The 16,657-nt window shown below is 67.8% G+C and carries 17 protein-coding genes; 5 read left to right on the top strand and 12 right to left on the bottom strand.

All coding sequences use genetic code 11. The features are described 5' to 3' along the window. Positions 1 to 48 precede the first annotated feature (48 nt). Complete coding sequence (locus ACFQVD_RS32000) at positions 49 to 351, top strand: helix-turn-helix domain-containing protein (RefSeq protein ID WP_343970288.1); 303 nt, start codon at positions 49 to 51, stop codon at positions 349 to 351. Between the two features lie 68 nt (positions 352 to 419). Here ACFQVD_RS32000 and dnaB read toward each other — a convergent pair whose 3' ends face one another. Beyond that, positions 420 to 1,775 (bottom strand): replicative DNA helicase, encoded by a 1,356-nt coding sequence (gene dnaB, locus ACFQVD_RS31995; RefSeq protein WP_030919742.1) that lies wholly within the window; start codon positions 1,773 to 1,775, stop codon positions 420 to 422. A 338-nt stretch (positions 1,776 to 2,113) separates the two neighbouring features. On the opposite strand from dnaB, the gene ACFQVD_RS31990 reads away from it, so the two are divergent. Both ACFQVD_RS31990 and ACFQVD_RS31985 read left to right on the top strand, forming a co-directional pair. Further along, a complete protein-coding gene (locus ACFQVD_RS31990) occupies positions 2,114 to 3,442 on the top strand; it encodes an MATE family efflux transporter (protein ID WP_343970292.1) in 1,329 nt (442 codons plus the stop codon). Between the two features lie 226 nt (positions 3,443 to 3,668). Next, on the top strand, positions 3,669 to 5,162 hold the full coding sequence (locus ACFQVD_RS31985) for an APC family permease (protein ID WP_343970295.1): 1,494 nt from the start codon (positions 3,669 to 3,671) through the stop codon (positions 5,160 to 5,162). A 67-nt stretch (positions 5,163 to 5,229) separates the two neighbouring features. Here ACFQVD_RS31985 and ACFQVD_RS31980 read toward each other — a convergent pair whose 3' ends face one another. The 7 genes from ACFQVD_RS31980 to rpsF form a co-directional block, all read right to left on the bottom strand. After that, on the bottom strand, positions 5,230 to 5,973 hold the full coding sequence (locus ACFQVD_RS31980) for an amino acid ABC transporter ATP-binding protein (RefSeq protein ID WP_343970298.1): 744 nt from the start codon (positions 5,971 to 5,973) through the stop codon (positions 5,230 to 5,232). 34 nt (positions 5,974 to 6,007) lie between these two features. Then, entirely contained in the window at positions 6,008 to 6,874 is an 867-nt protein-coding gene (locus ACFQVD_RS31975) for an amino acid ABC transporter permease (RefSeq protein ID WP_343970301.1), read from the bottom strand. Positions 6,875 to 6,935: 61 nt separating this feature from the next. Continuing rightward, complete coding sequence (locus ACFQVD_RS31970; protein WP_343970304.1) at positions 6,936 to 7,817, bottom strand: ABC transporter substrate-binding protein; 882 nt, start codon at positions 7,815 to 7,817, stop codon at positions 6,936 to 6,938. Positions 7,818 to 8,045: 228 nt separating this feature from the next. Continuing rightward, positions 8,046 to 8,492 (bottom strand): 50S ribosomal protein L9, encoded by a 447-nt coding sequence (gene rplI / locus ACFQVD_RS31965; RefSeq protein ID WP_343970307.1) that lies wholly within the window; start codon positions 8,490 to 8,492, stop codon positions 8,046 to 8,048. A 14-nt stretch (positions 8,493 to 8,506) separates the two neighbouring features. Continuing rightward, a complete protein-coding gene (rpsR, locus tag ACFQVD_RS31960; protein ID WP_012895699.1) occupies positions 8,507 to 8,743 on the bottom strand; it encodes a 30S ribosomal protein S18 in 237 nt (78 codons plus the stop codon). A gap of 83 nt (positions 8,744 to 8,826) precedes the next feature. Continuing rightward, on the bottom strand, positions 8,827 to 9,372 hold the full coding sequence (locus tag ACFQVD_RS31955) for a single-stranded DNA-binding protein (protein ID WP_343970322.1): 546 nt from the start codon (positions 9,370 to 9,372) through the stop codon (positions 8,827 to 8,829). A gap of 77 nt (positions 9,373 to 9,449) precedes the next feature. Further along, positions 9,450 to 9,740 (bottom strand): 30S ribosomal protein S6, encoded by a 291-nt coding sequence (gene rpsF, locus ACFQVD_RS31950; RefSeq protein ID WP_030919721.1) that lies wholly within the window; start codon positions 9,738 to 9,740, stop codon positions 9,450 to 9,452. Positions 9,741 to 9,997: 257 nt separating this feature from the next. Between rpsF and ACFQVD_RS31945 the strand changes: the two genes are divergently transcribed. Beyond that, positions 9,998 to 10,273, top strand: coding sequence for a hypothetical protein (locus ACFQVD_RS31945; RefSeq protein WP_343970326.1), 276 nt, complete (start codon positions 9,998 to 10,000; stop codon positions 10,271 to 10,273). A 40-nt stretch (positions 10,274 to 10,313) separates the two neighbouring features. Here ACFQVD_RS31945 and ACFQVD_RS31940 read toward each other — a convergent pair whose 3' ends face one another. Further along, a complete protein-coding gene (locus tag ACFQVD_RS31940; protein WP_030919717.1) occupies positions 10,314 to 10,496 on the bottom strand; it encodes a hypothetical protein in 183 nt (60 codons plus the stop codon). 94 nt (positions 10,497 to 10,590) lie between these two features. Here ACFQVD_RS31940 and ACFQVD_RS31935 point away from each other — a divergent pair, with 94 nt between their 5' ends. Then, positions 10,591 to 11,349, top strand: a complete 759-nt coding sequence (locus ACFQVD_RS31935) for a deoxyribonuclease IV (protein ID WP_343970330.1) — start codon at positions 10,591 to 10,593, stop codon at positions 11,347 to 11,349. An 83-nt stretch (positions 11,350 to 11,432) separates the two neighbouring features. On the opposite strand, the gene ACFQVD_RS31930 is transcribed toward ACFQVD_RS31935, so the two are convergent. Genes ACFQVD_RS31930 through ACFQVD_RS31920 form a run of 3 tightly spaced genes read right to left on the bottom strand, consistent with a single transcriptional unit; the run spans position 11,433 to position 16,595 of the window. After that, the gene (locus ACFQVD_RS31930; protein WP_343970333.1) at positions 11,433 to 12,566 is read right to left on the bottom strand and encodes a hypothetical protein; all 1,134 of its coding nucleotides are present in this window, start codon (positions 12,564 to 12,566) and stop codon (positions 11,433 to 11,435) included. 58 nt (positions 12,567 to 12,624) lie between these two features. Next, on the bottom strand, positions 12,625 to 13,932 hold the full coding sequence (locus ACFQVD_RS31925; RefSeq protein WP_343970336.1) for a glycosyltransferase family 87 protein: 1,308 nt from the start codon (positions 13,930 to 13,932) through the stop codon (positions 12,625 to 12,627). Further along, the gene (locus ACFQVD_RS31920) at positions 13,932 to 16,595 is read right to left on the bottom strand and encodes a transglycosylase domain-containing protein (protein WP_343970339.1); all 2,664 of its coding nucleotides are present in this window, start codon (positions 16,593 to 16,595) and stop codon (positions 13,932 to 13,934) included. Before ACFQVD_RS31920 ends, ACFQVD_RS31925 begins: the two co-directional genes overlap by 1 nt. Positions 16,596 to 16,657: the final 62 nt, after the last annotated feature.

The following is a 16,657-nucleotide window of genomic DNA, read 5'->3' as shown; positions in this document are numbered from 1 at the left end:
AACCAATAACTATACCGGCCATACTATACCGGTATTAGAATTGGAGCCATGGTCAGGTTGCCGCTCACTCCCGCAGAGGTCGAACGCGGACGGCGCCTCGGCGCCCTCCTACGTCGGGCCAGAGGAGAGCGCTCGATGCTCGATACCGCGCTCGACGCACGTGTCTCACCGGAGACCCTCCGGAAGATCGAGTCGGGCCGCGTGGCCACCCCCGCCTTCCCGACCATCGCGGCGATCGCCGATGTCCTCGGCCTCTCCCTCGATGCGGTGTGGGCAGAGATCAGCAGGCCCGAACGTGGCGTCAGACCGACCGGCTCCGGTCACAACGCGCGTGAGCGGTTGACCTCGTAAGTCTCAATCCCGCAGCCGCGTTGGAGACGTCGACAAGAGAACTCGGCCAATGCCCCCGGTCAGCACACCTAGTGGGGGGCCATGTCGACGAAGCGGCTGTAGTGGCCCTGGAAGGCCACGGTGACCGTGGCGGTGGGGCCGTTACGGTGCTTGGCCACGATCAGGTCGGCCTCACCCGCCCTGGGCGACTCTCGCTCGTAGGCATCCTCCCGATGGAGCAGGATGACCATGTCGGCGTCCTGCTCGATGCTTCCGGATTCGCGAAGGTCGCTGACCATGGGTCTTTTGTCGGTTCGCTGCTCGGGGCCACGGTTGAGCTGGGAGATCGCGATCACCGGGACCTCCAGTTCCTTGGCGAGCAGCTTGATGGCCCGGGAGATCTCCGAGACCTCGTTCTGGCGGCTCTCGGTCTTCTTCGGCGAGGACATCAGCTGCAGGTAGTCGATGATGACGAACCGCAGGTCGTTGCGTTGCTTGAGACGGCGGCACTTGGCCCTGATCTCCATCATCGACATGTTGGGCGAGTCGTCGATGAACAACGGCGCCTCGGCCACCTCGCCCATCCGCCGGGCCAGCTTGGCCCAGTCGTCGTCGGTCATCGTGCCCGAGCGCATGGCGTGCAACGCCACCCGCGCCTCGGCCGACAGCAGGCGCATTGTGATCTCGTTACGGGACATTTCCAACGAGAACACCACAGTCGTCATGCCGTGCTTTATAGCGGCGGATCTGGCGAAATCCAGCCCCAAAGTCGACTTACCGATGGCCGGGCGGGCGGCTACGACGATCATCTGACCGGGATGCAGGCCGTTGGTGAGCGAGTCGAGGTCCTGGAACCCGGTGGGGACACCGACCATCTGGCCACCCCGGCCTCCGATGGCCTCCAGTTCGTCGAGGGCGCCCGGCATGATGTCGGCCAGGGGGATGTAGTCCTCGGAGGTGCGGCGCTCGGTGACCTTGTAGATCTCCGCTTGGGCGCGGTCGACGAGGTCGTCGACCTCCTCGTCCTGGCCACCGTAGCCGTAGGAGACGATGCGGGTGCCCGCCTCGATCAGGCGGCGGAGGATGGCCTGCTCCCGGACGATCCTCGCGTAGTAACCGGCGTTGGCCGCGGTCGGCACGACGGCGGTCAGCGTGTGCAGGTAGGCTCCGCCGCCGACCCGGGCGACCTCGCCTCGCTTCTGCAGCTCATCGAAGATGGTGACGGCGTCGGCGGGGTCACCCCGGCCGTAGAGGTCGGTGATGATGTCGTAGATGATCTGGTGGGCGGGCCGGTAGAAGTCATCGGATCGCAGGATCTCGACCACATCGGCGATGGCGTCCTTGGAGAGCAGCATGCCACCCAGGACGGACTGCTCGGCCTCGATGTTGTTCGGCGGGGTGCGCTCGAAACCTGGCTCGAAGACCGGTGGCTCCGCGATGCTCACCGAACACCCCCTCTTTCGAACACAGTTACGTTATCTCTATTTTTAGCCGACCGGTGTGACAGTTTCGCGGCTCGGCGCCCCGGCTGGCAACGCGGGCTGTCGACAGAGGTGTGGATAAGCTGTGCACTTCTTCCCCAGAGGTGTGGGCAGCCTGGGGACAGTCCTGTGGATAACTGTTGTCCACAGCTGTGGATACCTTTCTGACCAGGGGAAACGCAATCCACTGCCTGTGGAGAAAAGAAAGTTGGGGCGACACGCCGGGAGTCGCCTTAGATGGGATGAGCCGACCGGTTCATCCCGCTGAAGATCCATTGAGAGGTAAGAGACACAATGGAGCTGTGACTCTTACGCCTCGATCCGGTCGCTCCAGCCGCTCCGGTCGCGACCATGACAGGCAGATCCTGCGGCTGGCACTGCCCTCGTTCGGCGCCCTGGTGGCCGAGCCGCTCTTCCTGCTGACGGACACCGTCATCGTCAGCCGCCTGCCCGCCCCCGCGCTCGGCGCCCTGGGGGTGGCTAGCACGGTGCTGAGTTTCCTGGTGGGAATGTGCGTGTTCCTGGCCTACGGCACGACAGCGGCGGTGGCCAGGCAGATCGGGGCGGGCGAGACCGGGCGGGCACTGCGGCAGGCGGTGGACGGCCTCTGGCTGGCCGCCGGGGTGGGATCGGCGATCATCGTGATCGTCTGGCCCCTGGCCCCCTGGCTGGTCCACCTGATCGGCGCCGAGGGAGAACTCGCCCGGCAGGCGGTGACCTACCTGCGGATCAGCCTGCTCGGCGTGCCCGCCATGCTGGTGGTGCTCGCGGGCACGGGTGTGCTGCGCGGCATGCAGGACGCCTCGACTCCGCTGCTGGTGTCGGTGGGATCCTTCGCGTTGAACGCGGTGCTCAACGTCGCGTTCGTCCTGGGACTGGGCTGGGGGATCGCCGGCTCGGCCTGGGGCACGGTGCTGGCCCAGTCTCTCGCCGCCGCCGTCTACCTCGTCCTGATCTTCGTCCGTTACCGTGCGCCGTTCCGCCCGGACCTGGCGGGCGTGCGGGCGGCGGGCTCGGCCGGGATCGCCCTGATCATCCGTACGGTGTGCCTGCAGGCGGTGCTGGCCGTCTCCGCCGCGGTGGCCACCCGGATGGGAACGGACCAGATCGAGGCGTACACCGTGGCCATCAGGATCTGGATCCTGATGGCGTTCGCCCTGGACGCGATCGCGATCGCCGGACAGGCGATCACCGGGCGTGCCCTGGGTGCCGGCGACGTGGCGGGAACTCGCGCGGCGACCTGGAGAATGGTGATCTGGGGAGTCGGCTCCGGCGTGCTGCTCGGCCTCGCCGTACTGGTGGCCAGGCCGTTCATCCCCGCTCTGTTCGACGCCGGCCCGGTGGTCGCCGCGGAGCTGCTCGGCCTGCTCTGGGTGGTGGCCGCCCTGCAGCCGATCGCCGGGGTGGTGTTCGTGCTGGACGGTGTGTTGATCGGTGCCGGGGACCGGCGCTACCTCGCCTGGGCGGGGGTGTGGACGACGATCGCCTACCTGCCCGCCGCGTTACTGGTGGACCTCTGGGGCGGTGGCCTGGTGGCACTCTGGCTGGCGTTCGGGCTGTGGATGGCCGCCCGGCTGATCACTCTTTCGACGCGTGCGTACGGCACGGCGTGGCTGGTGGTCGGCAGTTGATCGAGCGGGTAATCCGGGCGTGACACTGTGGTGTCCACGACGTGACCGGATAGCACTTGTCCCAGATAACTCCCCTGCGGCACTGTGAAGCAAGTCCGACAATAAGGGTATTTAGCCCACCACGATTGGCCAGGTCGTGCCCAAAGGTCCTCCCCCGTCGATCGTGCGCCGCATGCCTCCGAGCCATGCCACAGACCGGTGGACCGGTGCGCGCCACGGCCTGCCCATGGCCTATCGCAGAGCCGACCTGGTCGTCCTCGGTATCGGCGTCATGATCGGTGCGGGCATCTTCAGCCTCGCCGGCCGCCAGGCGGCTACCATGGCCGGGCCCGGCGTGATCCTCTCCTTCATGATCGCGGGGATCACCAGCCTGCTGGTGGCCTTCTGCGTCGCCGAACTGTCCTCCGCCATGCCTGCCTCGGGAAGCGCCTACACCTTCACCTACGTCATCTTCGGCGAGGTCTGGGCCTGGGTGGTGGGCTGGGCTCTGGTCATGGAACTCCTGCTGGCCGCGGCGACGGTGGCCCGCGCGTGGTCGCTCTACGCCGCCCAGATGCTCACCGACTTCGGGGTACGCCTTCCCGACGTGGTCGCGGGGATGGTCGGTCGGCACACTGGTTTCGATCTTTTCACGCTGTTCATCCTGGTGATCCTGACGATCGTGGTGGCCCTGGGCGCCCGCGTCGGACTGCGTGCCCTGTGGATCATCGTGATCGCCAAGCTGCTGGCCGTCGGCGCGGTCATCGTGGTCGGTGCCCTCCACTTCGACCGGCGCAACCTGGCGGCCATCCCGGTGCCACCGGTGCCCGCGGAGAAGGCCGAGGAGGCCCTGCACTCCCCGCTGCTCGGCATCGTCTTCGGCCAGACGGGCGCCTTCGGCTGGTTCGGCATCTTCGCGGCCTCTGCGGTCATCACCTTCGCCTACATCGGCTTCGACGTCGTGGCCACCGCCGCCGAGGAGGCCGAGGACGCCCCGCGTTCGATCCCGCAGGGCATCATCCGCGCGCTGGTGATCACCACGGTCATCTACATCGCGGTCGCGCTGGTGATGGTCGGGATGACCCCGTACGACAGGATCGACACCGACGCGCCGCTCGCCGACGCCTTCCGCGACGCCGGCGAGGGTTTCATGGTGCACGTCATCAACATCGGAGCGGTGCTCGGCCTCACCACGGTCGTCCTGGTGCTGCTCGTCGGTCTGACCCGCGTGCTGTTCTCCATGGCACGCGACGGGTTGATCCCCCGCTCGCTCTCCAAGATCAACCGTAGCTACCACAGTCCGACGAGGGCCACGCTGGTCATCGGATTCCTGGCGATCCTGCTGGCCGAGTTCGTGGACGTGTTCACGCTCGAACCGCTGGTCGTGATCGGTGCCCTGTTCGTGTTCATCTCCGTGGCCGGCGGAGTGATCAGGATGCGGCAGACGATGCCGAACCTGCCGAGGGGCTTTCGCACCCCGCTCTCTCCCGGCGTGCCGATCGCCTCGATCGCCGCCTGCCTGTGGCTCATGGTAAACCTCCAGCTCATCACCTGGGTGTACTTCATCATCTGGATGGCCTTCGGCGTGCTGGTCTACCTGGTGTACGGCAGGCGCAACAGCGTGCTCGCCGGGATGGCGCAGTCCGCCCCCGAGGCTCCCGCCCCCTCCGCGGGACCTCCCGGCCCTCCGGAAGGTCCCGGCGGTCCCGGCACCGGATCCCGCGGCAGGCACCGGCGCTGAGCGCTCTGCGAGCGCCTGGAGCGGGGTCCCGTCCTTCGAAAATCCGGCCTCCCCGGGCCGGAGGACGTCAGAGACGCCGGGCGTCGATCACGCTCTGCACGAACTCCCTGGTACGGAGCTCGCGAGGATCGGTGAAGATCTGCTCGGGGGTGCCGCGCTCCAGGAGCACGCCACCGTCGAGGAAACAGACGGTATCGGCGATCTCGCGGCAGAAACCCATCTCATGTGTGGTCAGGACCATGGTCATACCGCCCTCCTTGAGCTCCCGGATGATCCCGAGCACCTCCTTGACCAGCGCCGGGTCCAGCGCCGAGGTGACCTCGTCCAGCAGCATCAGGCGAGGCTGGGTGGCCAGGGCCCTGATGATGGCGACGCGCTGCTGCTGGCCGCCGGAGAGCTGATCGGGATAGGCGCCCACCCTGTCCGCCAGGCCGAACCTGTCCAGCAGGTCACGGGCCTGTTGCTCGGCCTGCCTCCTGCCCACGCCGTGCGCCTTCCGCGGGGCCAGCGTGATGTTGTCCAGCACGGTCATGTGCGGGAACAGGTTGAAGGCCTGGAACACGATGCCCATACGCTTACGCACGTCGTTGAGATCGGCGCGGGCGTCGGTGATCTCCTCTCCGTCCAGGCGGATCGTGCCGTCGTCGGCGGTCTCCAGCAGGTTCACGCAGCGCAGCAGCGTGGACTTTCCCGACCCGGAGGCGCCGATCAGGCAGACCACCTCGTGCGGCTCGACCTCCAGGTCGATACCGCGCAGCACACTGTGGCCCCGGTAGTTCTTCCACAGGCCCTCGATGCTCAGCAGGCTCATGCCCCCTCCTTTCCACCGGTTGCCCGCTGCCCGCTCACTGGCTCCGCCGCCGCTGCGAGCGGGCCGCCAGATAGTCGGTGAAGCGGGCCATCGGAATGGTGAGCAGGATGAACAGCAGCGCCGCCACCAGGTAGGGGGTGTAGTTGAAGTTGCCGGCCACGTGGATCTGCGCCTGCCTCAGCGCCTCCAGCGGGCCGATCGTGGCGACGAGCGCGGTGTCCTTCTGCAGCGAGACGAAGTCGTTGAGCAGCGGCGGTACCACCCGGCGCACGGCCTGCGGCACCACCACGTGGCGCATGGTCTGGCCGTGACTCAGGCCGAGGGACCGGGCGGCGGCCCGCTGGCTGGGATGCACCGACTCGATACCCGCCCGGAAGACCTCCGCCACGTACGCTCCGTACGAGAGCGTGAGCGCGATGATGCCCAGCGTCGCGAGGTCCGTCGGGGTGCCCTGCAGGCCGAGCGCGGGCAGCCCGAAGCCGACGAGATAGATGATGAGGATCGTGGGCACGCCACGGAAGACGTCGGTGTAGATCACCGCCAGGGCGCGCAGCGGGAAGAAGACCGGCGCCGTGAGATTGCGGGCCAGCGCGACCAGCAGGCCCACGAGAAGGATCAGCGGCTCGGCGATCAGGAAGATCTTGATGTTGAGCAGGAACCCGCTCAGCACGTCCGGCAGCGCCTTGACGAACTGCTCCGGGTCGAAGAACGTCTCCCGCACCCGGGGCCAGCCGGGGGAGGCGGTGAAGAGCCAGAACAGCAGGACGATCACAATGATCGTCGAGACCGTCGCGACGGAGCCCGAGCGGAGAGACGACCTCCTGCGGAGCCGCTCCCGCTCAAGCTGCCGTTCGCTCTTCGTCCAGTCGTCGGAGAGCCGCAGGCTCTCGTCGTTCCTCATCGAGCGCCGCGGCGCGGACCGTACGCGCTCCGCGCCCACGGCGGTGACATGAAATCCGGGATCACTTCAGCTCCGGCGCACCCGCGGCGGAACCGAGCCACTCGGTTTCGATCTTCGCCAGCTCGCCGGAGGCGGTCAGCTTGTCGATCGCCTCGTTGACGCAGCTCACCAGCGGGCTGCCCTTCTCGAACACCGCGCCGAAGACCTCGGGAACACCGGAGGCGGTGCCGAACTGACCAACGATCTTGGAGTTCTCGACCTGGGCGGCGGTCACGTAGAACGCGGTGGGCAGGTCCACCACCACCGCGTCGACCTGCTTGTTCTTCAGCGCGTTGACGGCGTCGATCTGCTCGTTGTAGACGTTGAGCTCGGCCGAGGGCTGGATGACGTCCTTGACCGCCTGCAGCGAGGTGGTACCGACCTGCACGCCGATCTTGGCGTCCTTCAGGCCCGCCAGGTCCGTGGCGGCGGCGACCTTCGAGCCGTCCAGCGCGACCACCGCCTGCTTGACCGTGTAGTAGCCCTTGCTGAAGTCGACGACCTTGGCCCGGTCGGGGGTCACCGAGACCTGGTTGACGTCGAAGTCGAACTGCTTGGCACCCGGCGCGAACGCGGAGTCGAACTTCACGGTGGCCCAGGTGACGTCACCTTCGGCGAAGCCCATCTGACCCGCGACGGCGTAGGCGACGGCGCTCTCGAAGCCCTTGCCGTTGGCCGGGTCGTCGTCGTTGAACCACGGCTCGTAGGCGGGCTTGTCGGTGCCGATGGTGAGCTTGCCGGGGGTCTTCAGCGCGAGGCTCTCCTTGGCACAGGCGTTGGAGGCGGCTCCGGAGGCGCTCGGGGCCGCGGAGTTCGTCTGGGTCGTCGTTTCCGAGGCCGGCGCACAGGCCACCGCGGTCGCCGCGAGGGCACCGAGCGCGAGCAGCATCGAGGGACGGACCATGACAAGACCTCCAGGGGGAAACAACGATTTCCGAATTGTACGTATCAGCGATGACCTGGAGTAACACGGTCTCGATATGTGGGCTTCCGCTCGCGGACAAAGAGCTTTCCGCACGCCCCGCCGATATCCCGACGGGCGGTAGCCCGTGGAGAAACCCGCACCGCCGGTTGCGAAAGAACAAGGGCTCCTCCCCGCGAACGGGGAGGAGCCCTTGTCTCACTGGGCCTCTCAGGCCGCGACGACCTCGACATCGAGGGACGCGGAGACCTCCGGGTGCAGCTTGACGCTGACCCGGTGGGCGCCGAGGCTCTTGATCGCGGAGGCGATCTCGATGCGACGGCGGTCGAGCACGGGGCCACCGGCGGCCTTGACGGCCTCGGCGACGTCACCCGTGGTGATGGAGCCGAAGAGGCGACCGGACTCGCCGGCCTTCGTCTTCAGGACCACCTTCAGGGCCTGCAGCTGGCCGGCGACCTCCTTGGCGGTGCCAAGGTCGCGGATCTCGCGGGCGTCGCGAGCCTTCTTGATCGAGGAGATCTGCTTCTCGCCGCCGCGCGTCCAGAGGATCGCGAAACCGCGGGGAAGCAGGTAGTTGCGGCCGTAGCCGTCCTTGACCTCGACGATGTCGCCGGGGGCGCCGAGGCCGGTGACCTCACTGGTGAGAATGAGCTTCATCTGTCCGGACCTCCTTAGCGCGCGGTGCTCATGTACGGCAGGAGCGCCATCTCACGAGCGTTCTTGATAGCGGTCGCCACGTCACGCTGGTGCTGGGTGCAGTTGCCCGTCACCCGGCGGGCACGGATCTTGCCGCGGTCGGAGATGAACTTCCGAAGCAGCGCCGTGTCCTTGTAGTCGACGTAGGAGATCTTGTCGTGGCAGAACAGGCAAACCTTCTTCTTGGGCTTGCGCAGTGCCGGCTTGGCCATCGTGGTGCTCCTTTCAGAGCCCCGCCGTCAGGCGGGAATGGTCGCTGCGGATATGGACTGGGATCGCGGGAGGACCGCTGTCCCTAGAAAGGCGGTTCGTCGCTGAAGTCGCCGCCGCCGAAGCCGCCGCCACCCTGCTGCTGGCCGCCGCCCCCGTAGTTGCCGCCGCCGCCGAAGCCGCCACCTTGCGGTGCGGCGGGCGTCGCGGAGGCCCACGGGTCGTTGGCCGGGCCGCCGCCGAAGCCACCGCCACCGCCCTGACGGGCGGTCTTGTTGACCTTGGCGGTCGCGTTTCGCAGGGAGGGGCCGACCTCGTCGACCTCAACCTCGTAGACCGTGCGCTTCTCGCCTTCCTTGGTCTCGTAAGACCTCTGGCGTAGCCGTCCCTGAACGATGACCCGCATGCCGCGCTGGAGGCTCTCGGCGGCGTTCTCCGCCGCCTGCCGCCACACGTTGCAGGTCAGGAACAGGCCTTCGCCGTCCTTCCACTCGTTGGTCGTCTTGTCGAGGAACCTCGGAGTGGATGCGATGCGGAACCGGGCCACCGCTTGCCCCGTGGGGGTGAAGCGCAGCTCCGGGTCGTCGACGAGGTTGCCGACGATGGTGATCGTGGTGTCGCCTGCTGCCATGGCTAGCGCTGCCCTTCCTGCGGCCTTGCTGGTTATCGGCTCAGAGTACGGCTGCCGCCCGACAAAATGCCGGGGGTTTAGTGCACGTCCGGGCGGAGAACCTTGGTGCGCAGGATTCCCTCGTTGAGGTTCATCTGCCGGTCGAGCTCCTTGACCGTGGCGGGCTCGGCGCTCAGGTCGATGACGGCGTAGATGCCCTCGGGCTTCTTCGCGATGTCGTAGGACAGCCTGCGGCGACCCCACACGTCGACCTTCTCCACGGTGCCGCCGTCGTTGCGGACGACCGTGAGGAACTGGTCGAGGGAAGGGGCGACCGTACGCTCATCGAGCGAGGGGTCAAGAATGACCATCACTTCGTAACGGCGCATGCTGACTTCAACCTCCTCTGGACTCTTGCGGTCACGACACCGTGCCGTGACAGGAGGACGCTGACGTACTTCACCTCGGGCGCCCATTTCGGCGCTCGGGGTGGAGGGTGGGCGATGACACACCCATTCGACGTAGCCGTGCCAGCCTACCAGTCCGTCAAGGGTTGGGCCGTCGCCTCGCCGGGCACGTCCTCTCGCAGGAGAAAGAGGAGGCGGTGAAGATGCCTCGTGCGTATGGACATGCCCGGAAGAGACCCTTGCGGTTCACGTTGAACACCGACGGGCGTCGTCACAGGATCGAGAACGTGCTGAGCGTCGTCACGATCGGCTGCGGGCTACTCGCCTTCGCCACCGGGCTGATCCCCGCCGCGCATGTCGTCGCGTCGTGGGCGGGGGTGCTGGGATTCTTCGGAGGTCTCTACTCGCAGTACGTCTCCGCGACGACGCCGGAACGCGCGCTGAACATCGTGGGCATCGTGGCCTCGTTCGTCGGTGTGGCCTTCGGCATCTATCACGGGGGTTTCCTCCCGTGAGGTTCCCGGTCAGACGAGGGCCACACCGGCGCGGGGACGGCTAACCATTCAGGCGCAGGTCCACGCCGAGCAGGACGAGGAACCACAGGAAGACCGCCAGCAGAGCCTCGGCGACGTCCTTCAGGAGCGCGGGAGTGATGTAGTCGTACACCCAGGCGACGTACAGGCCGACCAGGATGTAGATGAGGCCGATAAGACTGATCCCTCTGCGATAGTAAGCCACGTGGACTCCTTGTGTTCGGCCCGTGGGGGTGAGTGGTAGGGCGCGCCCTGCGACTGCCCAGGGCCTCGCCGTTGAAACAGCTAGGCTCGGACACATGCCGCTTATCGGAGCTCATGTCGACCAGGACGACCCGCTGGCGCACGCCAGGGCGCGCGGCGCCGAGGTCGTGCAGTTCTTCCTCGGTGACCCGCAGGGCTGGAAGGGCCCGGTCATCGGCGAGAAGACCCTGGAGATCAAGGACTCGGACGTGGAGGTCTACGTCCACGCCCCCTATGTGATCAATGTGGCGACCGCCAACAACCGGGTCCGCATCCCCAGCCGCAAGCTGCTCGGCTCACATCTCGCCGCGGCGGCCGAGCTCGGCGCCAGGGGGCTGATCGTCCACGGCGGGCACGTGGGGGCCGGAGAGGATCCGCAGAAGGGCTTCGACAACTGGCGCAAGGTGTTCGAGCGCCTGGAGGAGCAGCGGATCCCCGTGCTCATCGAGAACACCGCGGGCGGCGGCAACGCGATGGCGCGCAAGCTTGACCGCATCGCCCGGCTCTGGGACTCGCTCGACGGCTTCGACGTGGGCTTCTGTCTCGACACCTGCCACGCCCACGCGGGCGGCGAGGACCTGGCGGACGTGGTCGAGCGGATCATGGCGATCACCGGCAGGATCGACCTGATCCACTGCAACGACTCTCGCGACGCCTTCGACTCCGGCGCCGACCGGCACGCGAGCCTCGGAGCGGGCCAGATCGACCCCGAACTCATCCTGAGCGTGTGCCGGAGCGCGAACGCGCCGATCGTGGTGGAGACGCCCTTCGACGGCCAGGCCGCCGACATCGCCTTTCTCAGATCGAAGCTCTAGCGCGAGACCTCGGGCGGAAGAGTCCGTCCACAGCCTGTGGATAACTTGGTGGGATTACTTTTCCCCGGAAACGGGTAAGGGATTCAGCCCACCCAGGCACCGTCGGCGAAGATCAGCACGTTGAGCGCCATCAGCGGGCCCACCACCAGGGCATAGACGATGATGATCCACCGCCGCCACGGCGCCTGCCCGCCGCTCGCCTTCGCGATCAGGATGAAGAGCGGCCACCACAGCAGCGCCGAGCGCGGAACCGACAGGTAGTAGGCGGAGCAGAGCAGGGCGCCCACCTGAAGCCCCACGTAAACGAACTCGCTCCACCTCCGCAGGTAGAGCAGGACCAGCACGAGCACGACACCGACGATCGCCCCCGCGATCTCGAACCGGAACGCCCAGGCGAACCGGCCCTCGCCCATGGCCGAGTTCCAGGTCGTGATCAGTGACTCCCAGGGCCACACCATGTGCCGACCCCAGCCGGCCTCCTGGGCGCTCTTCCAGGCCAGCCAGTCGCCGGTGCGGGAGTGCTGGTAGACGGAGTAGAGCACCAGCGGCACGAACGGGAGCAGCAGCCAGCCGGCCTGCCGTGCGAGCTGACGTACGGGCCGCCGCCGGGCGAAGAACTCCACGATCAGCGCCAGAGCCAGGAACAGGCCGGTGATGCGCACACAGGAGGCACCCGCCGCCAGGGCCGCGGCGAGCGGCCAGCGCCCCCTGCGCGCCGCGAGCCAGGCGGGAACGGCGAAGGCCAGGAAGAGCGACTCGCTGTAACCGGCGAACAGGAACACCGCCATCGGCCAGAGCAGCAGCGCCAGCACCGCGCGCCGGCCGGTCCCCGCCGGCCCCTCGAACTCGGCCAGCCTGGCGAGCGCCGTCATCGCGACGGCGCCGGCCACGAAGGAGATCAGCAGCCCGGCGACCGTCCAGTCGCCGACCACGAGGTGCACCGCGCGGAGCGCCAGTGGCATCCCGGGGAAGAAGGCGGGCAGCCCGGCGTCGGGCTCGCTGCCGGGAGCGCCGTCGTAGCCGTGCTCGGCGATGGTGGCCAGGAGGCTGGCATCCCAGTGCTTCCAGCGCTCCAGGAACGGCGGCGGGACCGCGTCCCCCTCCATCATCGCCTGGGCGCCGACGACGACCAGGGCGACGACTCCCAGCCGGGAGGCCAGCCAGAGCAGCAGCCCTTCCTGCGCGGGGTCGCGCGGAGGGTCGCCAGGGTTAATCACAAAGTGTGATTTTTGCGGATCATCCCGACCGGCCGCCAGAGTCATCCCGTCCCCCGCGTCAGGAGAGCGCAAGCCGGAAACGGTCGGGTGCGCCGTCGAAGACGCCGCCCGCCTGGTCGTCGGTCCCGTCCTGGCGGATCACGTCCTTGTCGGGGAGCAGGATGTCCCGCACCACGAACGCCATCATGATCAGAATGGTGATCGCGCGGGCCCACACCGCGGTGAAGTAGGTGTCGCCGGCGATGCCCAGTGCCTCGTTGCCCGGCTGGATACCGACCAGATAGAGCCAGATCGCGAAGAAGTACCAGCACTCGGCGAGCTGCCAGAGCGCGATCGGCTTCCAGTTCGGCCTGGCCAGCACCGCGAAGGGGATCAGCCAGAGCACGTACTGCGGCGACCACACCTTGTTGGTCAGCATGAACGCGGCCAGGGTGAGGAAGCAGAGCTGCATCAGGCGCGGGCGGGTCCTGGCCGTCACGGTGAGCACGGCGATCGCCAGGCAGAACGCGGCGAGGGAGACGACGCCCAGCTGGTCGACGAGTTCGGCGTCACCGAGGATCGGCCACTGCTTCTGGTTGAAGAAGTACCAGAGCGACCCCCAGTCGGCTCCCCGCTCCTGGCTGAAGACGTAGAACCTCTTCCAGCCGTCGAAGGCGAACACCATGATCGGCACATTGACGACGAGCCAGGCTCCCACGACGCCGCCGAGCGTCTTGAGGAACGGCACCCACCTGCCGGTGCGCAGCGCCAGCAGGAACAGCGGGCCGAGGAACATCAGCGGGTAGAACTTGGTGGCGATCGCCAGGCCGAGCAGGATGCCCGCCAGCAGGTGTTTCCGCTTCGACCAGGCCAGCAGCGCGCCCAGCGCGAGGGCGTTGGCCGCCAGGTCCCAGTTGATGTACGCGGTGAGGATCAGCCCGGGGACCAGGGCGTACCAGAGCGCGTCCCAGCGCCTGGCCGGACCGGCCAGCGCGGCCATCAGCAGCACGCCGATGACCAGGCAGATCGCCATGAGGATGACCGTGAGGTCGTAGAACGCCGTCCCCTGGTCTGCCATGGGGGTGACGATCCGGCGGAAGAACTCCATGATCCCGCCGATGCCGACGGGGTACTCGACCGGGTAGTCGAAATAAGGGATCTTGCCCTCGTTGAGCTTCTCGTTCCACCACAGGGGATAGATGTCGGTGTAACAGAAGTTCGTGAACTGCAGGGTCCCGTCGTTCCACGCCCCGCCGACGCGGCACGGCCACTTCCAGAACCAGGCCAGGATCGCCCCCAGCCCCGCGAACAGGGCCAGGGGCACGTACGGGATGGCCCGGGTGCCGAACTCCGGCAGCGAGCGCCGCGACGTCAGGAGGTTCTTCATCAGGGGCGTCGTCCGCTCGCGGCGGGTGTCGGCATGATCGCCGCGCCGGGGGCCCCGGGCGCCCCGGCCGCGCCGTTATCGGTGATCTCGCCGTTCGGCGGACCGTCGCCCGGGCCGCCGTCGCCGACGTCGCAGGAGCCGTCCCAGGGCAGACACTCGCGACCGTCGGGGTTGTCCGGCTCACCGCCGCCGTCTTCGGGCCAGCCGCCGCCGTTGTCGCCGCTGTCGGGGAACGGGTTGTCGTCCATGGTCGGCGTCGGGGAGGGCGTCGGCTTGGGCGTGGCCAGGTTGCTCTGCGAGCCGGTGTTGGCCCTCGGCGGGAACTGCTGGACCTCGTCCTTGGCGGTCACGGCCTGCATGTAGTCGTGCCAGATCTGGGTCGGGGTGCCACCACCGCCGATGAAGGAGGGCATGGGCTCCTCCTTCCAGAGGATCTTCGAATCATCGATCTTGCGGCTCGGCAGGCCGTACTTGTCGACCTTGAGCTTGCGCGTCCCCGCCCTGTTGTAGGGCACGTCCTTGGACATGCCGACCGCGGTGACGATCTGCGGGGTGAAACCGACGAACCAGGCGTCCTTGTAGCCGTTGTTCGTGCCGGTCTTGCCGGCCACCGGCCGCGAGCCGATGTTCGCGGTGGCGCCGGTGCCGCCCTTGACCACGGCCTGGAGCGCGACCGTCGCGTCGGCCGCGGACTCGGGGCTGATGACCTGCCGCACGGTGGCCTGCTCCGCGAGCACCGGAGAGCCGTCGATCTTGGTCACCTTGACGACGGTGTGCCAGTCGGCGTGCTTGCCCTCGTTGGCGAAGATCGAGTAGCCGGCGGCCTGCTCGACCGCGGTGACCGAGGCGCTGCCGATGGTGACCTGGAACTTCTGCTCGTCGACCGCGTAGTCGACCGCGTTCTTGCCGCCGTAGGAGGGGTTGTACTTGGCGGTCTCGCCGACCCCCGCCTCCTTGGCGATCCTCGCCACCTCGGGGAGCGTGACGACCTCACCCATCTGCACGAAGACCGTGTTGACCGAGCTGGCCATGGCCTTGATCATGTTGATCGCCCCGTACGCGGTGTTCCCCGAGTTGCTGATCGGGGTGGTGCCCGGCATCTTGATCGTGGCCATGCCGTCGACGTAGCTGTCGAGCGACCGGCCGCTCTCCAGCCAGGCCGCGAGCACGTAGGGCTTGAACGCCGAGGCCGCCTGCTTGGTGGAGTCGAAGGCGCGGTTGTTGAAGTCGTTGACGAAGTCGTCGCCGCTGTAGAAGGCGAGCACCCGGCCGTTCTTCGGATCCACCGAGGCGATGCTGGCGTGGATGGTCGGCTCCAGGCCGGCGGTACGGGCCTTCACCGCCTTCTGCGCCTCCTCCATCATCTTCTTGTCGAAGGTGGTGTAGACCTTGTACCCCTTGGTCTCCAGATCCTCCTGGGTGATGCCCCGCCCCTTGAGCTCCCGGAAGACGATGTTGAGCATGTAGCCCTTGATCCCCTTGAAGGTCTGCGAGACCTTGACCTTGGCGAACTTCAGATCCTCGAAGGAGCTTCCGGCGTACTTGCCGTACGCGGCGGGGTCGATCTCCGCCATGTTCCTCAGCGCGGCGCCGAAGCGCTCCTTGGTCGCGGCGTAGTTGCCGGCCTGCTCCTGGATGTCGAAGGCGTCCGGGTTCTGGATCCGGCCGGCCAGGTAGGCGCCCTCCTGCGGGGTCAGCTGACCGATGTTCTTGTTGAAGAAGGCCTTCGAGGCTGCCTGGATACCGTACGCGCCGCGGCCGAAGTAGATGATGTTGAGGTAGCGCTCAAGGATCTCGTCCTTCTCCAGCGTCTTGCTGATCTTGACGGCGACGAAGATCTCCTTGATCTTGCGCTGTACCGAGACCTCCTGACTGAGGCCGTCGTAGTAGCCGCGGGCCATCTGCTGGGTGATGGTCGAGGCGCCCTGGAGCTGTGCGCCGCTGACCGTGCTCCAGAGGGAACGGGCCATACCGGCCAGGTCGATGCCGCTGTCGGTGCGGAAGCTCTGGTTCTCCAGGGCGATCACCGCGTCCTGGACGTGCTTGGGAATCTGGCTGATCTTGACCGGGGTGCGCTTGACACCGAGGCGCGCGATCGGGGTCTTCTTGTCCCGGTAGTAGACCACGCTGCCCCGGTCGTCCACGCCGGCCTGCGCGGTCTCCGGGACCGGCGTGTTGGCGTAGGCCACCGCGATCATGCCGAAGACACCGGCGCTGAGGACCACGAAGCTGGCCATCACGATCTTCCAGTTGGGCAGGAAGCGCGTCCACCGCCTGGCCTTGGGCTCGTCCTCACCGTCGCCGTCGCCGGGACCGTACCCCCCGGGCCCCCCCGGGCCGCCCGGACCCTCCGGCCCCTGGCCTCCGGGACCGCCCGCGCCACGCCCGGCGCGGCGTCTGCGCACGCCGCCCTCACCGGACCTCGAACCGGTTCCCGCCTGGGCGGCGAGCATCGCCTGGGTGTCCTCGAACGCGGCCTCGGCCCGGCGGCCTGTCGGGTCGGTGTCACGGCGACGGAGCTCACCGCCCCGCTGCTCGGGCTCGCGCGGGGGCATCCCGCCCGGAGCGCCCGCGTCCCGCCGGGGCTGGGCACCCGGGTGCTGTGGCGCGCCGCCGGCGTAGGGCATCCCGCCGGGCGCCCCGCCGGGCTGGGGCATCATCATGGTCCGGTTGTCGGCCCCCGCGCCCTGTGGCGGCCGACCTTGCTGCTGTTCCCAGCTCGCGC

The sequence above is a fragment of the Streptosporangium amethystogenes subsp. fukuiense genome (assembly GCF_042665875.1).
Classification (GTDB): domain Bacteria; phylum Actinomycetota; class Actinomycetes; order Streptosporangiales; family Streptosporangiaceae; genus Streptosporangium; species Streptosporangium fukuiense.
This window is presented reverse-complemented; position numbering and strand designations above follow the sequence as displayed.

What these genes read in the sequence shown, in the direction of transcription:
- ACFQVD_RS31980 (WP_343970298.1), bottom strand. Translation starts at nt 5,973, where the DNA reads ATGAGCCTGCTGAGCATCGAGGGCCTGTGGAAGAACTACCGGGGCCAC.
- rpsF (WP_030919721.1), bottom strand. Translation starts at nt 9,740, where the DNA reads ATGCGCCGTTACGAAGTGATGGTCATTCTTGACCCCTCGCTCGATGAG.
- rplI (WP_343970307.1), bottom strand. Translation starts at nt 8,492, where the DNA reads ATGAAGCTCATTCTCACCAGTGAGGTCACCGGCCTCGGCGCCCCCGGC.
- ACFQVD_RS31920 (WP_343970339.1), bottom strand. Translation starts at nt 16,595, where the DNA reads ATGATGATGCCCCAGCCCGGCGGGGCGCCCGGCGGGATGCCCTACGCC.
- ACFQVD_RS31935 (WP_343970330.1), top strand. Translation starts at nt 10,591, where the DNA reads ATGCCGCTTATCGGAGCTCATGTCGACCAGGACGACCCGCTGGCGCAC.
- ACFQVD_RS31975 (WP_343970301.1), bottom strand. Translation starts at nt 6,874, where the DNA reads ATGAGGAACGACGAGAGCCTGCGGCTCTCCGACGACTGGACGAAGAGC.
- ACFQVD_RS32000 (WP_343970288.1), top strand. Translation starts at nt 49, where the DNA reads ATGGTCAGGTTGCCGCTCACTCCCGCAGAGGTCGAACGCGGACGGCGC.
- ACFQVD_RS31970 (WP_343970304.1), bottom strand. Translation starts at nt 7,817, where the DNA reads ATGGTCCGTCCCTCGATGCTGCTCGCGCTCGGTGCCCTCGCGGCGACC.
- ACFQVD_RS31955 (WP_343970322.1), bottom strand. Translation starts at nt 9,372, where the DNA reads ATGGCAGCAGGCGACACCACGATCACCATCGTCGGCAACCTCGTCGAC.
- ACFQVD_RS31925 (WP_343970336.1), bottom strand. Translation starts at nt 13,932, where the DNA reads ATGAAGAACCTCCTGACGTCGCGGCGCTCGCTGCCGGAGTTCGGCACC.
- rpsR (WP_012895699.1), bottom strand. Translation starts at nt 8,743, where the DNA reads ATGGCCAAGCCGGCACTGCGCAAGCCCAAGAAGAAGGTTTGCCTGTTC.
- ACFQVD_RS31985 (WP_343970295.1), top strand. Translation starts at nt 3,669, where the DNA reads ATGGCCTATCGCAGAGCCGACCTGGTCGTCCTCGGTATCGGCGTCATG.